Source organism: Polynucleobacter sp. MWH-Braz-FAM2G (assembly GCF_018687635.1).
Lineage (GTDB): Bacteria > Pseudomonadota > Gammaproteobacteria > Burkholderiales > Burkholderiaceae > Polynucleobacter.
In genome coordinates, this window is sequence record NZ_CP061300.1 from 2,138,556 (window position 1) to 2,154,601 (window position 16,046).

The 16,046-nt window shown below is 40.0% G+C and carries 22 protein-coding genes and 1 tRNA gene; 5 read left to right on the top strand and 18 right to left on the bottom strand.

Going from position 1 to position 16,046, the window contains the following annotated elements; translation table 11 throughout:
* Positions 1-90: 90 nt before the first annotated feature.
* From FD973_RS10845 to FD973_RS10885, 9 genes are all read right to left on the bottom strand, one after another.
* The gene (locus tag FD973_RS10845) at positions 91-267 is read right to left on the bottom strand and encodes a hypothetical protein (RefSeq protein WP_215324807.1); all 177 of its coding nucleotides are present in this window, start codon (positions 265-267) and stop codon (positions 91-93) included.
* A 374-nt stretch (positions 268-641) separates the two neighbouring features.
* The gene (locus tag FD973_RS10850; RefSeq protein ID WP_215323630.1) at positions 642-803 is read right to left on the bottom strand and encodes a hypothetical protein; all 162 of its coding nucleotides are present in this window, start codon (positions 801-803) and stop codon (positions 642-644) included.
* 9 nt (positions 804-812) lie between these two features.
* Positions 813-1,496 carry a haloacid dehalogenase type II gene (locus FD973_RS10855; protein WP_215323631.1) on the bottom strand — a complete coding sequence of 228 codons (684 nt, stop codon included), beginning with the start codon at positions 1,494-1,496 and terminating at the stop codon, positions 813-815.
* 47 nt (positions 1,497-1,543) lie between these two features.
* Positions 1,544-2,587: an ACR3 family arsenite efflux transporter gene (gene arsB, locus FD973_RS10860; RefSeq protein ID WP_215323632.1), complete on the bottom strand. Its 1,044-nt coding sequence runs from the start codon at positions 2,585-2,587 to the stop codon at positions 1,544-1,546.
* Positions 2,584-3,063, bottom strand: a complete 480-nt coding sequence (locus tag FD973_RS10865) for an arsenate reductase ArsC (protein WP_215323633.1) — start codon at positions 3,061-3,063, stop codon at positions 2,584-2,586. The genes arsB and FD973_RS10865 overlap by 4 nt, the downstream gene beginning before the upstream one ends.
* The gene (locus FD973_RS10870; RefSeq protein WP_215323634.1) at positions 3,060-3,383 is read right to left on the bottom strand and encodes a helix-turn-helix transcriptional regulator; all 324 of its coding nucleotides are present in this window, start codon (positions 3,381-3,383) and stop codon (positions 3,060-3,062) included. The genes FD973_RS10865 and FD973_RS10870 overlap by 4 nt, the downstream gene beginning before the upstream one ends.
* Positions 3,384-3,435: 52 nt before the next feature.
* On the bottom strand, positions 3,436-4,617 hold the full coding sequence (locus FD973_RS10875; protein WP_215323635.1) for an MFS transporter: 1,182 nt from the start codon (positions 4,615-4,617) through the stop codon (positions 3,436-3,438).
* 85 nt (positions 4,618-4,702) lie between these two features.
* Positions 4,703-5,227, bottom strand: a complete 525-nt coding sequence (locus FD973_RS10880; protein ID WP_215323636.1) for a YeeE/YedE thiosulfate transporter family protein — start codon at positions 5,225-5,227, stop codon at positions 4,703-4,705.
* Positions 5,224-5,715 (bottom strand): YeeE/YedE thiosulfate transporter family protein, encoded by a 492-nt coding sequence (locus tag FD973_RS10885; RefSeq protein WP_215323637.1) that lies wholly within the window; start codon positions 5,713-5,715, stop codon positions 5,224-5,226. Before FD973_RS10885 ends, FD973_RS10880 begins: the two co-directional genes overlap by 4 nt.
* Before the next feature lie 163 nt (positions 5,716-5,878).
* Here FD973_RS10885 and FD973_RS10890 point away from each other — a divergent pair, with 163 nt between their 5' ends.
* Positions 5,879-6,064, top strand: coding sequence for a hypothetical protein (locus FD973_RS10890; RefSeq protein ID WP_215323638.1), 186 nt, complete (start codon positions 5,879-5,881; stop codon positions 6,062-6,064).
* A gap of 65 nt (positions 6,065-6,129) precedes the next feature.
* Here FD973_RS10890 and FD973_RS10895 read toward each other — a convergent pair whose 3' ends face one another.
* The 3 genes from FD973_RS10895 to FD973_RS10905 form a co-directional block, all read right to left on the bottom strand.
* Entirely contained in the window at positions 6,130-7,539 is a 1,410-nt protein-coding gene (locus FD973_RS10895) for an alkaline phosphatase (RefSeq protein WP_215323639.1), read from the bottom strand.
* Between the two features lie 136 nt (positions 7,540-7,675).
* Positions 7,676-8,554: a DMT family transporter gene (locus tag FD973_RS10900; RefSeq protein WP_251368783.1), complete on the bottom strand. Its 879-nt coding sequence runs from the start codon at positions 8,552-8,554 to the stop codon at positions 7,676-7,678.
* A 102-nt stretch (positions 8,555-8,656) separates the two neighbouring features.
* Positions 8,657-9,055, bottom strand: a complete 399-nt coding sequence (locus FD973_RS10905) for an MAPEG family protein (RefSeq protein ID WP_215323640.1) — start codon at positions 9,053-9,055, stop codon at positions 8,657-8,659.
* A gap of 212 nt (positions 9,056-9,267) precedes the next feature.
* Between FD973_RS10905 and FD973_RS10910 the strand changes: the two genes are divergently transcribed.
* On the top strand, positions 9,268-9,759 hold the full coding sequence (locus tag FD973_RS10910; protein ID WP_215323641.1) for a Dps family protein: 492 nt from the start codon (positions 9,268-9,270) through the stop codon (positions 9,757-9,759).
* A gap of 93 nt (positions 9,760-9,852) precedes the next feature.
* Here FD973_RS10910 and FD973_RS10915 read toward each other — a convergent pair whose 3' ends face one another.
* From FD973_RS10915 to FD973_RS10930, 4 genes are all read right to left on the bottom strand, one after another.
* Positions 9,853-10,443, bottom strand: coding sequence for an NAD(P)H-dependent oxidoreductase (locus FD973_RS10915; RefSeq protein ID WP_215323642.1), 591 nt, complete (start codon positions 10,441-10,443; stop codon positions 9,853-9,855).
* 127 nt (positions 10,444-10,570) lie between these two features.
* Positions 10,571-10,646: transfer RNA gene (locus FD973_RS10920), tRNA-Phe, on the bottom strand.
* A gap of 136 nt (positions 10,647-10,782) precedes the next feature.
* The gene (locus FD973_RS10925) at positions 10,783-11,007 is read right to left on the bottom strand and encodes a hypothetical protein (protein ID WP_251368784.1); all 225 of its coding nucleotides are present in this window, start codon (positions 11,005-11,007) and stop codon (positions 10,783-10,785) included.
* A 17-nt stretch (positions 11,008-11,024) separates the two neighbouring features.
* Positions 11,025-11,465, bottom strand: coding sequence for a DUF6641 family protein (locus FD973_RS10930; RefSeq protein ID WP_215323643.1), 441 nt, complete (start codon positions 11,463-11,465; stop codon positions 11,025-11,027).
* A 133-nt stretch (positions 11,466-11,598) separates the two neighbouring features.
* On the opposite strand from FD973_RS10930, the gene FD973_RS10935 reads away from it, so the two are divergent.
* From FD973_RS10935 to FD973_RS10945, 3 genes are all read left to right on the top strand, one after another.
* Positions 11,599-11,955 carry a hypothetical protein gene (locus FD973_RS10935; protein ID WP_215323644.1) on the top strand — a complete coding sequence of 119 codons (357 nt, stop codon included), beginning with the start codon at positions 11,599-11,601 and terminating at the stop codon, positions 11,953-11,955.
* A gap of 379 nt (positions 11,956-12,334) precedes the next feature.
* Entirely contained in the window at positions 12,335-12,802 is a 468-nt protein-coding gene (locus FD973_RS10940) for a GNAT family N-acetyltransferase (protein WP_215323645.1), read from the top strand.
* A 311-nt stretch (positions 12,803-13,113) separates the two neighbouring features.
* Entirely contained in the window at positions 13,114-13,698 is a 585-nt protein-coding gene (locus tag FD973_RS10945; RefSeq protein ID WP_215323646.1) for a site-specific integrase, read from the top strand.
* 124 nt (positions 13,699-13,822) lie between these two features.
* Here FD973_RS10945 and FD973_RS10950 read toward each other — a convergent pair whose 3' ends face one another.
* Both FD973_RS10950 and FD973_RS10955 read right to left on the bottom strand, forming a co-directional pair.
* The gene (locus FD973_RS10950; RefSeq protein ID WP_215323647.1) at positions 13,823-14,509 is read right to left on the bottom strand and encodes a hypothetical protein; all 687 of its coding nucleotides are present in this window, start codon (positions 14,507-14,509) and stop codon (positions 13,823-13,825) included.
* A gap of 43 nt (positions 14,510-14,552) precedes the next feature.
* Entirely contained in the window at positions 14,553-15,764 is a 1,212-nt protein-coding gene (locus FD973_RS10955) for a tyrosine-type recombinase/integrase (RefSeq protein WP_215323648.1), read from the bottom strand.
* Between the last annotated feature and the right edge of the window lie 282 nt (positions 15,765-16,046).

The window sequence follows — 16,046 nt, forward strand, 5'->3', positions numbered from 1 at the left end:
TCATGGTCCAGAGAATGGGCTCTATTTATACCCATTCTCAAACCCATTTAAATTGCTAAGTCAAAAAAGGCTTACAAGGCTCTATGCTTGTTAGCGACCCTGGCAATCTAGAGGCATATCCCGTAAAGGCTTTTCTTTACTAAAGTCACAATTAATTCCAACGGGAGAGGTAGTGCTTGCCAAGCATCCACCCAAAGATAAAGCGCAAATAATAATTGAAATAATGCTCAATAATTTTTCCATGCGGCAAACCCTATCTAAGCTCATTATCTATCCCTTAGTTATTAGACATAAAAATTGATGGTTTTCTTAATTGCCGCCCTGACAAGCTAGAGGTCTTTGCCAAATAGGCAATGATTGAGTTGGTCCGCAGTTGATCCCGAGTGGAGAAGTAGTGCTAGCGAGACAACCCGTTAAACCCAGTTGGATTAGGAATAAGATTGAGCAATAGAAAGTCTTTTTCATAAGCTTGTCCTTTTAATTCCTAATATACATAGATGCCAAGTTTATCTCAACATAAAATTAACTGATAACAATTTCATGTTTGCTATATGGGTGGAAATACTAAGGATGGCAACTAACCACCATAGAGCGCCATTAAGCTCTAAGCAAGCTAGCAAGATAATTCCAAATGGAACATATTAAGCAAAGTTTCCTTGGGGGCGAATCGCCCTTTCTAAATCTTCGTGGCCACCAGCACCAAGACCAACTTTATTTTTTCTTCTTAAGCCTGTAACAGCAAAAGAAGGCTTAATAAATATGATGGCCATTAGAGAAGCGATGATTGATGCAACAAATGGCATTCCACCCTTTTAGATAACTCCCAAAACTTTACTTAATGAATTGCCTTCATAATTTGGTCTTTCGCCGATTTCTTCAAAAGGATGCCCAAGGCGATTTACCCAAAACACATCAAAGCCAAACCACTTAGCCGCCAATGCATCCCAAGCATTACTCGAAACAAAAAGAATCTCGTTCTTATTTACTTGGAATCTCTTTAACAAGAGTTCATATGCTTGAGGGGCAGTTTTAAAAAGCCGCACATCTTCAATCGTAACAACCTGATTCAAGTAGGGAGTCAAGCCATTGCTCTCAACCACAGTGGCGAGCATTTCTCTGCTGCCATTAGACAAAATTGCGGTAGATATGCCTTTTTCTCTAATCGACTTGAGTACAGTTAAGCTATCTTCAAACGCAATAAGCTTGGCATATTGACCCATCAATCGATTTTCAAATTCAGTTGTGAGATTAAGGTTCATGCGCTTAGCAACATATCGCAACGAACGAATAGTTAACTCCCAAAAAGGAAGGTAATGCTTGCTACCTTTGGGATTGGGGTCACTCATAGTGACTAAACGTGTGTACTCAATTTGTCGATCGCGCCACATCAAAGAAAACGCTTGACCATGTCCAGGAAATAATTCTTCTGCCAACTGCCCCATAGAGTAAACATCGAACAATGTTCCATAGGCGTCAAACGCGATGAGCTTATACATGCTGCCTCCATCTTTCATAGTGAATTCTTATTGTCCTTTAAATCGAACTATTGAGAGAAATATCTCTTCTGAATCATTAGCGCAACTGACACTAATCCCACCATGATGGGAACCTCTACTAGTGGGCCAATGACCGCAGCAAAGGCAGCCCCAGAATTGATCCCAAAAACAGCTATTGCTACAGCAATTGCTAGCTCAAAGTTATTGCTGGAAGCTGTAAAAGAAAGCGTACAACAGCGTTTGTAATCAATACCCATTTTGATGGTGATAAAAAATGTTATGAGAAACATCACTAGAAAAAACGCCAGCAAAGGTAAGGCAATTGTTAATACGTCTATGGGTAATTGGAGGATGAGTTTGCCCTTCAAGCTAAACATAACCACGATTGTAAAAAGTAAAGCAATCAAAGTAAGCTTGCTAATTTTTGGGATAAATGCGTTTTGATACCAATCTTTACTTACGAACCGAAGCATCACAAAGCGCGTTAGAAAACCAGCCACACAAGGAACTCCCAAGTAAATAGCCACTGTTTTAGCAATCTCACCTATCGTAATGTTGACGACAGAACCTGCAAACCCAAAATATGGGGGTAATACCGTTAAGTAAAAATAAGCGTAAAGGCTAAAAAATAGAACTTGAAATATCGCATTAAATGCTACTAAACCCGCAGCATACTCAGTAGAGCCTTTAGCAATATCGTTCCATACAATTACCATCGCAATGCAGGGTGCAATCCCAATCAATATCAGTCCCGCCATATATTCAGGCTGATTGGGTACGAAAGTAATAGCCAAGAAAAACATCAAAGTTGGGGCGATGATCCAATTTAGGAAAAATGCTAGGAAAAATACCCTCTTGTCCTTGAATACATCAAGTAATTCTTCATATTTCACCTTAGCAAATGGTGGATACATCATCAGGATCAAGCCTATTGCAATTGGAATATTGGTAGTGCCAGACTGGAATGAGTTAATCAACCCCTCAATGCTGGGAATGAAATATCCCAAGCCAATACCAAATGACATTGCGGCAAATATCCAAACAGTTAGGTATCTATCTAAAAAAGAGAGTTTCTGGGTTATTTGACTCATATTTTTGTATGGATTTCTTTTAAGCTCAGTGAATCTAGTGTTTCAAGGGGCATATCTGCCAATAGATCGATTCTTTTCTTCAAACCAATCATCACATCTTTGAACGCACGTCTTTTATCTTCATCCGAACCCTGAATCTGCGAGGGGTCCGGAAATCCCCAATGAGCAGTAGCAGGCTTGCCTGGCCAAAATGGACAAACTTCACCCGCAGCGTTATCACATACTGTCACAATAAAGTCCATCTGAGGAGCATTCGGCAAACTAAATTCATCCCAAGACTTTGACCGCAATTTATTTTCGTCATAGCCCATTTGGCACGCCAATTCTCTAGCGAATGGATTAACTGTAGTGCCAGGTGTAGACCCCGCAGAGTAGCCGACAAACTTTCCGCTTGGGTGAGTTGATGCTATCGCCTCACCCAATACTGAGCGAGCTGAGTTATGTGTGCATAAAAATAGAATGTTGTATTGCTTCATTTAATCGTAGCTTTCTTTTTAACTGGCAAACATGCCTTACCGTTACAACAGTTATCTAATAAAAACACGCTTAACTTTTGAACCAATTCGGCGTTGGGGCGGTATATCAAATGACGACTTTGACGCTCAACCAAAAGTAAATCAGCAGAAACTAAATCTTTTAAATGAAAACTCAGCGTTGCATTTGGTATGCCAAGTTTTTCGATGATCTCGCTCGGGGTTAATCCAACATCTCCACGCTGAACAATTAGTCGAAATACATTGAGTCGAGTCTCTTGACCAAGTGCCAAAAAAGCTGAGATTGCTTTTGCATTTTTCATATTTCTAATTATATGGAAATATATTACAGCCTTATGACAGAAATTGTAGGCGTTACTCTTGCACTTGCTTAGATTGGTAGACCCAAGTAGCCATCAGCACAAAGGCTATTAATGCACAAGTACCGGAGAATAAAAATGCATAAAACGGAGCGATTGATTCGTACACCCATCCAAAAATAAAAGAGGCCGGAAAAAGCATGATTCCAGTAATCAGATTGAACCAGCCAAAAGCGGTTCCAGCCAAACCAATGGGCGCCATATCGGCAACCAAGGCCTTCTCCACTCCTTCAGTTGCAGCTTTAAATAAACCATAAATTACAAAGAGGATAAATATTTGAAGAATGGAGATGCCCGGTATGCCGATGGCAATGTAAAAGAATGCGAATGCGAACCAAGCAATCAATATAAAACGCTTGCGACCAAAAGTATCTGATAAAGCCGACAAGGGGGTGCCAAATAGAGTGGTGATTAATGATATTGCTGCCCACAATAATGGAATCTGCTCCTGCGGAACGCCCGCCTCTCTAGCTCGCAACAACAAGAACATATCGGAAGAATTACCTAAAGCAAAGATGCCTGCCACAAGAAGGTATCTTTTGAACTGATCTGGCATGCCTTCTAAAGACCAACTAAATTTACTTGCTTGAGGTGCAGCCTCTCTTTGTGGCTCTTTAATACACAATGCAAGAGTGATGGTAACGGCCGCAGGAATGATTGCCCAAACAAAGATATCTTTAAGTGGCACACCCATTGATAGGAACATAGCCGCCAATAAGGGCCCAATTACTGCTCCCGCATTATCCATAGATCGATGCAATCCGAAAGTAACACCTCTTTGTTTTTCGTTAACGCTTTCAGCAAGCAAAGCATCTCGGGGTGAACTCCTTAAACCTTTGCCCATGCGATCTGTAAAGCGTATTGCTAAAACCCATAGCCAAGAATTAGCAATCGCAATTAAGGGCCTACCTATACCAGCAAGCGCATAACCCAAAACAATCCAAGGCTTTGCCTTTTTAGTTCGATCAACTATTACCCCTGAAACCAATTTGAAAATGCTGGAGGTTGCTTCTGCAATACCCTCAATGACTCCCAGCGCTTTGGGGCCAGCCATCAAAACTGACGCCAAATACAAAGGCATTAAGGGATAAAGCATCTCACTAGCAGAGTCATTTACAAAACTAATGAGCCCAATTAACCAAACGGTTCGAGGAAGGGCAAGAATAGTTTTGAGCATGACAAGGTTAATTTAGCACCATAGCCTCTGATATTGTTATTTAAAATGCTTTCCCACACAGCTTTGGTTGGCCACTCAAACTAATTTAAATGGATTGTTTGTTTTTTGGGCTAGACAACTTAAATCCTAAAAATATTAAAAGAGCCGCGTAAGCAACAACCAGTATTCCGGCAGCTACATTACTTTGAGGATACAAATTGATAGCCCCCAAGTTTGGGCCTAGTAGCGGAAGAATGGATGGATAAATTATCGTAAACAAGAGTCCCGCTAAGATGCCTCCTACATAACCAAACAAAGCATCTAGGCTACCTTCCGCTAGAGCCATTGTCATGGTGCCAGGACAATGGCCAAGAATAGCAATCCCCGATCCAAAAAGAATGCCCCCTACCGAAACCCCAACTACATAAAATGGTTTCACATCAATGTGTGTGCCCCCACATAAATACTCAATAAAAAATGCCAGGCTTGATACGCCAATCGCAAATAACAAAATTTGTATAACTTCATGACTTCTTAATAAGGCAGTCGCAATGATCTTGTCATAAGTATTAAGTCGCACATACTGCGCAATTAAGGCAAATAGAAACCCAGAAATAAGCGCAACAATCATTTAGCGCCCCCATAAAAGAACTTAGCAGTAAGTAAAAGTGAAATCAAAACAAAGAAAGCAAATACCAAACTACTAACTGCTAATTCCATTCCTCCAGAAAGAATGTGTCCACTTGTACATCCATCAGCAAGCCTTGCGCCCATGATCAAAATAAATCCACCAAAGAATGACCAAAATAATCGCTTCATTTTTGAAGGGCCCTTCAATTTTTCCCATAAGGGTGGAACTATCTGCGCTCTAAAGTGTTTAAACATAATGGCCCCAACAAGAGCCCCAAAGAATGCGCCAATTAGAAAAAATAGCTCCCATGACCCAGCCTTGCTAATTTCATTAAAGTAAATCGTATTCTCAAAATCAAAAAGTAAGCCCGCAAAATAGGGATAAGAGGTTGAAGCTCCAATAGGCCTGTCAGCGAGGTAGATATTGGTAATTGCTACATTGAGTAAGCCAATTACCGACCCCACTAAAAAAGTTTTTTTAAGGCTCATTTATCCCCCCATATCCTGCTAACTCGTATTAATTCTATTTCACTTGCACTCAATAATGACTAAGCAAAGGTCATTTCGCCCTAGTCACATCATAATTTTGAAGACTGAAAATTCTAGATTAATATAAAACTAAATTTAATAAAATAAGCGCGGGGGAGCTCTTATGATTGACTTGATTTCAACATTAGTATTTATTGCGCTTATCGTTGTTACAGCAATTCAAATTCACTCTCTAACCAAAATATTAAAAATTCTCAATGAGACTACACTTAAAAATGAAATTCATTTAACTAGGATTGAAAAAACATTGGAGGCCATGGAAACGCATTCAATTAGTCCTGATAAATAAAACCGTCTGCAGTTGATTTTTATATTTTTTAATGCCGCTAGGTGCGGTTAAGCATCAGACAAAAGTTATTTTTGATACATTAAGCGTCTCAGCTTTATTGCAAAAGCGGTATTGTCATCAAACCCTTTGAAGAGTTGTGATCCAGGTCCTATGGCGGCAACGGTTATAGGGGTTGGAGTATGACCAGAACTGCCCCAATAAAAACCAGTTTGTCTAGCAATTGCCAAAGCAAGAATATTGGATGGTAAGTAATTCGAATTTGGACTTAGCTGGCCTTGACTCAGTATTTTTTCTCGCAAGTCATCATCTATAACAAGATTAGGAAAATAATCTTGCAACAAAGTATCCAAATAAGCATTTAACTCAGCATTGCTAGTAGTTTGCTTTGCTTTGGCTTTGAACCTCCGAGAGAACTCATTGAGCGACATCTTATAGCCTTCAATTAGCTTAAGTTGCTCGATTTTTATATTCAAATAGTTAGAATTTCCTGCGGGCCCTCGATTTTTGCGACCATACGTAGGAGAAAAGCCGCCCGTCTCATGGTCTCCAGTAACAATCACGAGAGTATCCGGATTTTTCTTTTGAAACTCCAGCGCAACTTTTACAGCATCATCAAAAGCCCAAAGATCTCGCATTAAAGCAGCAACGTCATTTTGGTGGCCAGCAGAATCCGTATTCTCATTTTCTGCAAATAATATAAATCCCTTATCTTTGCTTTTCTTAGAGCTCTGATTCAGCACTTGCAGAGCCGCTGACACCATCTGAGATAAGCTAGGAGTTTCTTGTGAATTGCGATCGATTTCATAATTCAAATCTTCCTCAGAAAATAAGCCCAAAAGCTTAGATGTATTTATCCGCTTAAGCTGTTCTGGTGTACTGATGTATTGGTAGCCCTTCTCTTTAAAAGCTTCAATCACATTCTTTCCGTCTTGGCGTTTTCCACCATCAAGAGAGCTCGGCAAAAAATAGTTTGAGCCTCCACCCATCAAAACGTCTGGGGCTAACTCTAGATACTGATTCACAATTAATTCATTATCTCGTCTAGATTTGGCATGAACACTAAATGCTGCTGGACTGGCGTCATATATAGGCGCCGTACTTAATAACCCAACTCTCTTCCCGCTTTCTTTAGCTGACTCTATTAAGGTAGGCGGTGTTTTTCCATCAGGAGTTGTGGATATAGCACCGTTATTAACCTTATAACCTGTAGACATTGCCGATGCGGCGGCTGCTGAATCTGTTACAAAATAATTTGCCGATTCTGTCTTCATCAACTGATACTGGCCTTTTGCCATCACAACATCAGTCACTGCAAATGATTGCTGTCTTAATTGCTCGCTGGAATAACGACCAAACTCATATTGACTACTAGTAGTGCCATCCGCAAATAAAATAATGATGTTTCTAGGTTTTGTTTCGGCATGAGAGAAGGCCATAACCGAGATAAACAACATCATGATTGCTATCTTTTTCATTAGCCCGTCCTATTTGTTTGCCGTTGTCTAAAAGGGCTCATAAAAAAATATGGCGCCATCTTTAATGCTTGAGAAAACCATTTCTTGGTTTTTGCAAAATCGTTAACTGGGTAAATTGCCGCTCTCAATCTGGGATTCATATTGCCTTAAATGCTCTTCTAAAATTAAACTCGGCAACCATCGCTGTACCAAGAATAATAATGGCCATGCCTATAGCGGCATTGAGTTTCAGCTGTTCACCCAAAAAAAATATACCCCAGAGAGTTCCAAAAACAGGAATGAGAAAGGTCACCGTTAAAGCGGATGCGGCGCCTACATCCTTTATTAGCCTAAAGTAAAGCAAATAGGCAATACCACTACAAACAATACCTATCGCCAAAACGGCACCCAAAACCAACGGGGTTGGTTCGCTTCGAATGGGAATAAAGAACAGGGCTGGAATTAACAAGATAGCGGAGGCCCACATGCTACCGTGTGCGTTATCAAAAGGCTCTACACCTTTGGATTTTTTTGCGTAATTACTCGCTACTCCATACGAGAATGCGGCCCCCAACCCCAAGGCAATCGACTGAAATGAATCAGCATCCACAGACCGCGATGACGTGCCAAACAAAACCCCAACGCCAATCATTCCTAATAACAAACCAAATCCACGCTTAATCTTAAATTTTTCACCTCCAACAATAAGGCCAATAACAAATGCCCAAATAGGCGCGGTCGCGTTCAGAATAGATAACTGGGAAGTTGAGAGGTTTAGGGCAGCAAAACCAAAAAGCACAAAAGGCAATGCTGAATTAAAAAACCCCATAATCAAATAGTGCTTCCAATGCTCAAGAAGATTTCTATTCTTTTTTAAATAGAGAGCTAAGAAATATAAAAAGATAGCGGCCAACAACACACGCCCTTCAGCCAAATATGCCGAGCCCAAAACCGGTGAGGCGACTCTCATAAATAGGAAGGAGCCTCCCCAAATAGCGGCTAGAGAGAGAAGGCGAATGATGTCTGAAGAATTCACAATTTAATTCTAGCAATCAGACAAGAACACGCCGCCCGAAGGTGGTTTTGGGATCTTTTAGTAACCCAAAGCAGAATCAACTAAGACTAAGGTTTTCTGGCTCTAAGTAAATAACCGATATAGCGACCATCCTAAGTTCAATACAACTAATGAAATTAATGTATTGAAGGTAAATTTCATACCTAAGATACGCTTGCTAAAGTCTGGTGGTGGCACATTAATTCCCTTGGCATGAATTAGTCGACCAATGATGAGCGCAATGCCTGGAATGGTGACTAACCACCAGGGTGCGCCATTTAACTCTAAGCAGGCGATCAAAATAATCCCAAACGGAACATATTCGGCAAAATTACCTTGGGCACGAATTGCTCTCTCCAGATCTTCGTAGCCACCACTTCCTAGACCAACTTTATTTTTTCGTCTAAGGCCAATGACGGCAAACGAGAGCTTAATAAAAATGATAGTTAATACAGAAGCAATAATTGAAGTGACTATTAACATTTAGGACCCCGCAAAGAATCTAAACATATTAGCCAAAAAGTGTGGCTCACTCAATTTTTAGGTGAAATCTGTACAAACATCTCCTAAGGGCCATTAAGCTTCGCTGGTAATCGAAAATTTTCATATGGAATATTAAAAATATTCATTAGACAGGTCTTTAGCACACTTTGATAATTAAGCTATGAAATCTAGATAAACAAATGGAGAAAAATATGGCTAAGAAATTAGTAGGTTCGCCGATAGATATAGGCATTGACGAAAAAAGCCGCAAAGCCATCGCCAAGGGGTTGTCCGAACTATTGGCTGATAGCTATTCTTTATATTTGATGACTCATAACTTTCATTGGAATGTGAGAGGGCCGATGTTCAACACACTTCACGCCATGTTCATGAATCAATATACAGAACAATGGAATGCCCTTGATCTAATAGCTGAACGCATCCGCGCACTAGGCGAGCCAGCTCCAGGCACTTATAAAGAATTTGCCAAGCTAACCTCAATTAAAGAAGTAGAGGGAACCCCAAAGGCACTAGATATGGTTAGACATCTTGTAAAAGCCCAAGAAGCCACAGCCAAAACTGCGCGCAAATTATTTCCAGAAGTTGACAAGGCTAATGATCAACCTACGGCAGATTTACTGACACAGAGATTAGATGTTCATGAAAAAACTGCGTGGATGCTTAGAAGTATATTAGAGGAGTAAATTAAATCATCCAAATAAAAAACCACCCAAAGGTGGTTATGGTATTTCTTGGTGGCCCGGGGCGGTATCGACCAGGGCCGAGGATGCCTGACTCTACAAAACCTTAGACAAATGCTCTCGCAACCGCTGAATATCGCTTTCTACTTGGGCTTCTTTAACCACATTAAAGCAAGAGAATGAAGGCAGAACATCTACGCCACAGAATTTGTAGTTAGCAGTATTAAACGCAAAAACTTCATCAACAGTTTGGCCGCCAAATAGATATTGATCTTTGTTCCCAAATGCTTCTTCTGGAGCATTCCAAGTTAAAGACAACATATATTTTCTGCCCTGTAGTTTGCCACCCGTGCCATATTGCTTGCTTGGGTCTTCACGAGTTCTGCCATCATCAGCACACATCTTTTGCTGAAATAGTCCTGCCGTAAACACCTCATCAACATACTTCTTGTAAATCCATGGGTTGCCGAACCAATACACAGGCGACTGGAGAATGATTAAATCAGCCCAGACATGCTTATCAACTTCCTCATTAATGTCGTAGCCCTTCTCAATATTGGTGTGCTTAAGCTCATAGCCTTTTTTAACAAGCTCTTCGCCAATGACATCAACCATAGTTTGATTAAGTTTTCCTGCGGAGATGCCTTCAAAGAACTGATGGGCATTGATGATGAGTGCTTTTTTCATAAAGACCTAATAAATTGAATTTCAATAGGCAATATTGTCGTTCAAAACGACATTCGTAGTAGCGACCATAGATGACTTGCTAAAGTAAAAATGAAAACAGCCGCCGAATGGCGACTGTTTGAGTTCTTGGTGGCCCGGGGCGGAATCGAACCACCGACACAAGGATTTTCAATCCTCTGCTCTACCGACTGAGCTACCAGGCCAAGACTGCCTATTATACGCAAACTGTAGTGAATGCTTCAAAAAATGTTCTCTACTGTAGTCAATCGCCTTGTAATTGCTTAATCCAACGGCGTGCAAGGATGTTTAATCCTGCCAACGGTGCTCAGGTTTTACTGCTTACGCAGACACAGCTTTCTGTAAGTTTTGCTGTGCTTTTGCCACCTTCTGCCGCTTGCGTTCCGTGTCTAACGCTTTACTGACATTGTCTTTCTGTCGCTTTAATGCGTCTAAGCGTGCTTGCTGTGGGGTGCGTGGCTGGCTGAGGTTGGCAGGACTTTTAACCATTGCTTGTTCTATCTCTCTAATACGCATATAGGTATTTAGTAGTGTCGTGCTAAACACGACACTACAGCAGAGGACTACTTATTAAATGCTCTACGCAAGTTGCCGCTTGCTGTAGCAATCTGCGTATCAAGCTCACCTTGCTCTACAGCAATCTTAATTTGCTCTAATGCCCTAATTAAATTTTGTGCGTTATCTACTTCCACGCTTGTCTTGCCTTTAGCTAACTCTATTAGCTGACTGCCGTATTTAATTGCAACGCAAACTTTTCCTTGTTCATTCTTAAACCACCACTCTCTCAATCTTTTATTTACTTCCACGCTTTTACGCAAACCAGTTTCTTTATCTTTTACAGTCCGAAACTTTTTAACAGCAAAAGTAGTGCCGTCAATTTGACTTTTAGCTAACTGTATTTGTTCCCACAGTTTGTTTGATAACTTATTCCGACGAAATACAACTTGCGGAATATGTGCTGGTTTTTTTGCTGTGCTAAGTTTTAATCCGTCTAATGTGCTCATTTCAATCTCCTTTTAAGTAAGTTCAATTACTGTAGTTTCGGAAATGCGACGAGGACAACCAGTAAATCGCCAGCTAAATGTAAGAAATGGACAGCAAATATTTAAGAATGTTTGGTTATGTATAAATATTTGTATGCGTAATGACGAACAAGTAGCAAATAAGTGGTTAAAGCAAAATGGTATTGCGGTAAAGCATATGGAGAAAATGGACTTATGCTTACAGCAAGCACAGATGGTTGCGACAAACTTACTTACACATCACGCAAACTGGTTAAACAGCGAACAACGCAACTTACTAACGACATATAAGAAAAACATACACATAAGAGCAAGGCAGAACAAGGCTTGTAGGGCAATGGCTTACAAGGTGCTCAATTTAGGCAAACAATTAAACAGACAACTATTTAGGCAACACAAGGTAAGCAATACAAACACAGATAAGTCACTGTGCAATAAAGGACAAAAACACGAAGTGGAATATAACGGCTAATGCCTTCGTGCTCGTATAGCAATTGCTGTAAAGGTTGCGATACATATGAGCGAGCCGCAGAATTACTGTTTAGCAAATCAATGCGAAAACTGGTTGAGAGTTTTAATACATTCGTCTCTCGTTAAATTCTTTTACAGTTGTATGCGATGGAATCAGAACATTACATACAAGCGACGACTATCAATGCTACTTTTCTATAAGTCGCATATAGCCGTTGTTTGCTCCAAAATCAGTCAAACAACAAAGCGAAAGCAAATCAATATAGAGTTGAAGAAAATGTGACGAACAAAAGCGATAGCTTTTGTGAAGGCACAGCAAGCGACGAAGTGGCTTGCTTATATGTATTGCTAATACATAAGTCTTTAAGCAAAATATAGTTATGGAGATACAAATCTATCAAGCAACTACCGAACAAGATTGGAGATTGGCAAGAACGCTGATTACACAATATATAGACTGGCTTGATTTGGATTTGTCTTTCCAAAACATTGATGATGAGTTTGCTAACTTAGAAAAGAAATATAGTGGCAAGAATGGCAACTTCTACTTAGCTAAACTGAATAATGAGGTAGTTGGCTGTATTGGTACACGCAAACATAGCAATGAAGAATGCGAAATAAAACGTTTATTTGTTTGCGATGGTGGAAAGGGTAATGGTATTGGCAAGTTGCTAATAAACACAGCAACTACAGAGGCTCGCAAGCAAAACTACAAGGCAATGTTGTTAGACACATTACCTAAAATGTCTGCAGCATTAAAGCTGTATAAAGAAATGGGGTTTGTAGAAACTTCAGCGTATTGCTACCACCCACACCCTAAAGCTATATTTCTAAAACTAACTCTTTAGCACCTTAAATCCACGCTACAAACGCTTAAAACGCGGCAGCAAATAGCAATACAGCAGAGAAATGCTTAAGCAGCGTATAGACGCTTTACGCAAGTCTGCGTATTTCTGTAGTCAAAATCCCACATAAGCAATAAATAGTCATATGTAATGTTTTGCGAAGAAGCTTTGGTTTTCGCTCAAAACTTGCATATCTCATTGATTATTGGAAAGAATTTAATTTGACAACAAATGCATATGAAACGGTCGCAGAAAGATACAAAAGAAAATACATTAAACGCTTAGCTAATACTTGGTTACGAAAGGAAAAGGTTATGTCTAAGCAAGCAAAGGTACTAAACAGCACAGAAATTCGCAGAGTGCTTGATTACTGCTCTACAAGAAAACACGCACTACGCAATAAAGCATTAGTAATGATTATGTTTAACACTGGTATGCGTGTAAGCGAAGTTGCCAGCTTGCGAATTAAGGATGTAATAGATAGCGAAGGCAATATAAAGAGCGAAATACGCTTATTGGCAGAAAATACAAAAACAAATGAAGCAAGGACGGTATTTGTAAACGAGAAATTGCGTAAAGAGTTGGTGCAATACGCAAAACTGTACGCTAACGGCAATCCCAACAGCAAATTCTTCTACAGTCAAAAACGGGATAGCGACGGATTTTCTGCCTCAACTTTGTGTCAGCACTTCCACTACCTATATAAGCGTGTGGGATTAGACGGAGCAAGCAGTCATTCGTCTCGCAGAACATTTATTACCAAATTGGCAAACGATGGAATTGGTGTGCGTGTGATTATGGGATTAAGTGGACATAAGGCACTTAGTAGCGTGCAATGCTACATAGACTGCAATAGTGAGCTTATGCGTAATGCTGTGGAGAATTTGGCTGTAGTGTGATGGTTTGCTTGGTTAGGATGGTGGTGATGGTTAGGCACACAGTAGAAAAACAAGCATATAAGTGGCTTATAGCTATTGGGCTGTATGTGTATGTTTTTTAGCTGTGTAATCTGCCAAACCAAACTTACTTACCTTGTGCCTTCAACTTAGCAAGCATCCCTTTTAATTTCTCCGCTTGCAGTTGATTTTGTTTTAACTCTGCTTCAATTTCTTCTGCCGTACGTTCTTGTTTCGCTAACTCTTCTAACGCCAACTCCATAACATCCAATTTCACTTCTGCTTTTGTTTTCCAACCATAACTACTTGCCAAACTTCCTTGTGCCTGATTTTCCAAACTCTTACTTGTAATAACACGGGGCATTCTTACTGGGTCAATTCCCAAGTGCGTATTAAACGAAAAATCAATTCCTCTATCAAACCATTGCTCAAGTGTTTTATCTGCGTAAATAATTTCTTGCAATTTCTCGTATGCACTTTCAAATAAGCCATCTGTCTTATTTTTAATTTCTTCTGCTTTTTTAGTGCGATTAACAATTACTTTGCCGACTTTTGTTTTTCGTCCGCTATAAGCATCTAATCTTCCGTACATCATTACAGCTTCTTGTAGCATTCGCTCATACTCTTTAACTGCTTCTGGCACTTCTAACTTACGCAACTCTTGCTGTTCTTCCCAACGCTGTTTATATAACTTAGCAAAGTCTTTGCCAACTGCATTATCAAAATCACGCTTAGAAACTTCTAATCCTTTATCTAACATACGCATAAGTTCTTTAATTCGCTTTTTGCGTGTTTCGTTATTAAAGCGTGGCATATTTACATATACAAAAAGTAAGCAGATAGCCAATACTACATCGTTATGCCAACCTCTCTGCCGCCATCGTAGCCGTCATTTTGCTGTAATGTCGTTCAATCATTCCTACGCTTGTTCCCATTTGCTTAGCAAGCGTATGTATGTCTATGCCACTTGCTAATGCAAAAGTCGCATAAGTATGTCGTAAGCTATAAAGAGTGCGGTTTAGTCCGCTACTGTCAGCACGCATACTGCTTCGCACCATTAAGTTTCTAAATATATTCTCCATATTGCTAATCTGTGTGTTGTCAGGCAAACAGAAGATTGCTTTGTCCAACTTCGCTTCTATTAGTCCATTTAAGTTTGTGTAATCCAACTTATGCCAACGCATTAGTCGCTCAAATACTTTAATTACTTCGTGCTTAGCAATTAGGTAGCGAGGACCAGTCTTGCCACTAACCCAAACACGCAGATATTTTTTATTTCCAATCCAATGCCACTGCAAGTGTTTCCAACGCAAACGCAATGCTTCTGTGCCGTGTCTTACTCCTGTATTCACCAAAAACTCTATGTAAGCAACACATAGCGTTCGCATAAGTCGTGTGCGTTCTGTGTAACTACTCTTTATCCAAGTTTCTGTATAACTTATCAACTCAATAGTTTCTTCTTTTGTAAAGGCTGGGCGAGGCTGACTGCGTGTGCCTTTGCTGTCAAGCAACGGAACAGCACGATTGTGTGCAACACAACCACGCTCGCGTGCCAAATTGATTACACGAATGTATGCACTTGCGTGATTACGCTTCGTGCTTGCTACAGGAATTTTTCCCATTGTTGCTTGTCGCCAACTTTCAAAATCACCAAGCATCTCCACAGTAATTTTTTCTACTTCGTGTTGTCCAAAGAACGGCACAAGATATTTGTTGATAGCAAAGATGTAATCGCGATAACAACGACGACCAGTGTTGTTGTTTAGTGCTCTTGTCATATTCGCAATTTCATCTAACGCAATTTGCTTAAATGTCTTTGTTGTTATCGCAAGTCCAGCATCTGTTTTTATTTTTACTGTCTCTACTATTGCAATAGCATTGATTTTTGCTTGCTCTATATCGTCTGTATTTGTTGTCGTGCTATGCCACTTGCCGTTCGCTAACTTAAAACGCACTTGCCACTGTGCCGACTGCAAACGCTTATACAATAAGGCTTTGCCGTCCATCAACTTTATTTGTGTAGGTAGTGTGTAGTTATTTTCTGCGAAGAGATAATTTAATTGCGTCATAACAAAACAATTTTGTTATCAAACAAAATATTTCGCGACCAGCAATTATTTTTAGTAGCAAAAATCCCACGCGATACTCTGCGAACAAAATTGTGTGTGTGATTTTTTTATTGAGTGCCGCAGATTTTTCTGCGAACAGAACGGCGAACTGCAAGAGTGCTAAGAGCTAATGTTTAACACTGTCAAACATCGAAAAATAAATTTTTCAATCCTCTGCTCTACCGACTGAGCTACCAGGCCAAGAGTTGGAATTATAACGAATTGGTTTGGGCGCCCCTAAAT